At 67.5% G+C, this 3,133-nt stretch carries 4 protein-coding genes; 2 read left to right on the top strand and 2 right to left on the bottom strand.

The window, feature by feature from the left end:
• On the bottom strand, positions 1–99 hold a 99-nt coding region (locus BN903_RS16150; protein ID WP_154018148.1), incomplete at its 3' end, for a CDP-archaeol synthase.
• A gap of 147 nt (positions 100–246) precedes the next feature.
• Between BN903_RS16150 and BN903_RS14405 the strand changes: the two genes are divergently transcribed.
• Both BN903_RS14405 and BN903_RS14400 read left to right on the top strand, forming a co-directional pair.
• Complete coding sequence (locus BN903_RS14405) at positions 247–1,086, top strand: proline dehydrogenase family protein (protein WP_048078389.1); 840 nt, start codon at positions 247–249, stop codon at positions 1,084–1,086.
• A 104-nt stretch (positions 1,087–1,190) separates the two neighbouring features.
• On the top strand, positions 1,191–1,895 hold the full coding sequence (locus BN903_RS14400; protein ID WP_048078388.1) for a DUF502 domain-containing protein: 705 nt from the start codon (positions 1,191–1,193) through the stop codon (positions 1,893–1,895).
• 100 nt (positions 1,896–1,995) lie between these two features.
• Here the strand turns inward: BN903_RS14400 and BN903_RS14395 are convergent, their stop codons facing one another.
• Positions 1,996–2,925: a branched-chain amino acid transaminase gene (locus tag BN903_RS14395; protein WP_048078387.1), complete on the bottom strand. Its 930-nt coding sequence runs from the start codon at positions 2,923–2,925 to the stop codon at positions 1,996–1,998.
• Between the last annotated feature and the right edge of the window lie 208 nt (positions 2,926–3,133).

The raw sequence follows: 3,133 nt of genomic DNA, 5'->3' as shown, positions 1-3,133 counted from the left end.
GTCGATGGGGCGACCCCCGCCGGCCAGCACCGCGGCGTTGTTCGGGACGTACGCCGGGAGCATCGCCCAGAACGCGGTCGCGACGAGCGCACCGATCATGTCCCTACAGGCGGCGTCCGGGCTGTTATAAATCCCGGATCCGTCGCGGGAGCGGGACGGTCCGTCGCCCGCCGCCGAGGACGCGACGTCGCGGTCACTCACGCCGGGTCGGTAACAGTAAAGTTTGCGCCGTTCGGAATCTACGATATGATCCTCCCGATCGCTCGGCGGTTCGTCGCCGGCGAGAGCGTTCCGGTGGCCCTCGATCACGCCCGCGCCGCGAACGAGGACGGCGTCGCGGTCATCCTGAACCTGCTCGGCGAACACTACGACGACCCCGCGGACGCCCGCGGCGATACCGACGCCTACCTCGACCTCATCGACGATATCGCCGACAGCGGCCTCGACGCCTGCGTCTCGGTGAAGCCGTCCCAGATCGGGATGGACGTCTCGGCGGACTTATTCGAGGAGCACTACCGCGAGATCGTCGCGCGCGCCGACGAACTCGACGCCTTCGTCTGGTGTGACATGGAGGACGCCGACACCACCGACGCCACGCTCGACGCCTTCGAGTCCATCGCCGCCGACTACCCGTGGAGTGTCGGGCAGTGTATCCAGTCGAACCTCAAGCGCACCGCCGACGACCTCGACCGGCTCGTCGACGTGCCCGGCAAGATCCGGCTGGTGAAGGGCGCGTACGACGAGCCGTCGTCGATCGCGTACACCGACAAGGCGGACGTCGACGAGGCGTACCGCGACGACCTCCGACGGCTCTTCGAGGGGCGGGACCGCGGCGTCGCGGTCGGCAGCCACGACCCCGAGATGATCTCGCTCGCGGACCGGCTCGCGCGCGACCACGGGACGGAGTACGAGGTCCAGATGCTGATGGGCGTCCGCGAGGACGCGCAGCGGGACCTCGCCGCGCAGGGGGTCGACGTGTACCAGTACGCGCCGTACGGCGACAAGTGGCTCTCGTACTTCTACCGGCGGGTCCGCGAGCGCAAGGAGAACCTGACGTTCGCGGCCCGGGCGGTGTTGGGCCAGTAGCTGCGGATCCGCTGCGCCGTCCCCGTCGTCGACGGTCCCTTCGCTCGGCGTCGCCGCCGCGTGGAAGCGCTCTTAAGGGTTGCCGACACATACCGATCCGATAGATGTCCACGTGGAAACGCGACTTCGCCAGCGGCCTCATCGTGCTGGCCCCGCTCCTCGTTTTACTCCTCGTCCTCCGCTGGATCTACCAGTACATCGCGTCGATCCCGCTCATCGCGGACCTCCAACCCGCGGTCATTCCGGGGTACTTAGAGCCCGTCTCCCGGGTCGTCATCGCGTTTGCGGTGTTCGCCACCGTCGTGCTCGCGGTCGGGTACTTCATGCGGACCACGCTCGGCCGGTTGGCGGAGGCCGCGGTGGACGACACGATAAACCGGATCCCGGCGCTCCGGGTGGTGTACAACGCGTCGAAGCTCGCCATCGAGACGGCCATCTCCGGCACCGACGAGCTTCAGAGCCCGGTGTACATCGAGACGTGGCCCGGGATCCGGATGACGGCCTTCCGGACGGGCAAGAAGACCCGCGACGGGAAGATCGTCCTGTTCATGCCGACCGCGCCGAACATCACCACCGGCTTCGTCATCGAAGTCGAGCCGGAGAAAATCGAGGAGACCGGCGAGAGCGTCGAGGAGGGAATGACGCGGGTCCTCTCCGCCGGCTTCGCGGAGTCGGCCCATCAGGTCCCCGTTCACGAGGAGGACCCCACCGAGGGCGACGGCACCCCCGACGGCTACGGACACGTCCGAACCGACGGGACGCCCGGCGGCGACGGATCGGCGACCGACGGGAGCGGGTCGACCGAGTGAGGCGGTCGACTGACCGAGGCGGATCGAGAGAGAAGCGAGAAGTCGTTTTGCGCGGTCGATACGCTGCGTGGCGACCGCGTTCGCGGTCAGCGGTCCGCGCTCAGAGGTACGTGAACCACTCGTCGTGGTCGTCCGTCCGCCGCTCGACTAACTCGAAGAAGGCGCTCTGGAGCTCCTCCGTGACGGGGCCGCGGGTGCCCGCGCCGATCTCGGTATCGTCGACCGAGCGGATCGGGGTCACCTCCGCGGCGGAGCCGGTGAAGAACAGCTCGTCGGCGGTGTACAGCTGACCGCGCGAGATGACGGCCTCGTCGTGGACCTCGTAGCCGCGCTCCTCCGCGAGGGTGATCACGGTGTCGCGGGTGATCCCTTCGAGGATGGACTGCGCGGGCCCGGTGGTGTAGATCTCGCCGTCGTTGACCATGAAGATGTTCTCGCCCGGGCCTTCGGCGACGTTGCCCTCCTTGTTGAGGACGATGGCCTCGACGTAGCCGTTCCGGCGCGCCTCCTCGCCCGCGAGCATGGAGTTGACGTACAGGCCGGTCGTCTTCACGTTCGTCGGGACCTGCGAGGAGGCGTGTTTCCGCCACGAGGAGACCATCACGTCGACGCCGTCTTCGAGCGCCTCCTCGCCGAGGTACGCGCCCCACGGCCACGCCGCGAGGACGAGGTCGGTCGGGCAGTCCTTCGGCGAGACGCCCAGCGTGTCGTAGCCGTAGTAGGCGATCGGCCGGATGTAACAGGACTCCAGGTCCTGCCGGTCGAGCAGTTCGAGGGTGGCCTCGGTGATCTCCTCGCGGGAGTGTTCGATCTCCATGTCGTACATCTTCGCGGAGTCGAACAGCCGGTCGAGGTGTTCCTCCCAGCGGAAGACCGCGGGGCCCTGCTCGGTGTCGTAACAGCGGACGCCCTCGAACACGCCCGTCCCGTAGTGGAGCGCGTGGGTCAGAACGTGGGTCGTCGCGTCCTCCCAGTCGAGGAACTCCCCGTTCTTCCAGATCGTGTCGACGTCCATCTCGTCGAATCCCATATCATAGCGGTCGTGACCTCCCGGCTTAAATCTGTGAGGTACGGGTCGTCGGTTTCCGGTTCGGACGGCTACGGAGACGTGATAGTCGAGAACGTGGCCGTCGAACTCTCGGTCGCTCACTACAAAACGGATTGCTCCGCGGCCGAGACCGCCGAAGCCCCGGCCGGGAGGCGGGCGCACGCTCGCTGCGCTCCTCACTCGTTCGCTT

It is taken from the genome of Halorubrum sp. AJ67 (genome assembly GCF_000513435.1).
Note: the sequence above shows the minus strand (reverse complement) of the source record. Positions and strands in the feature narration are given on the sequence as shown.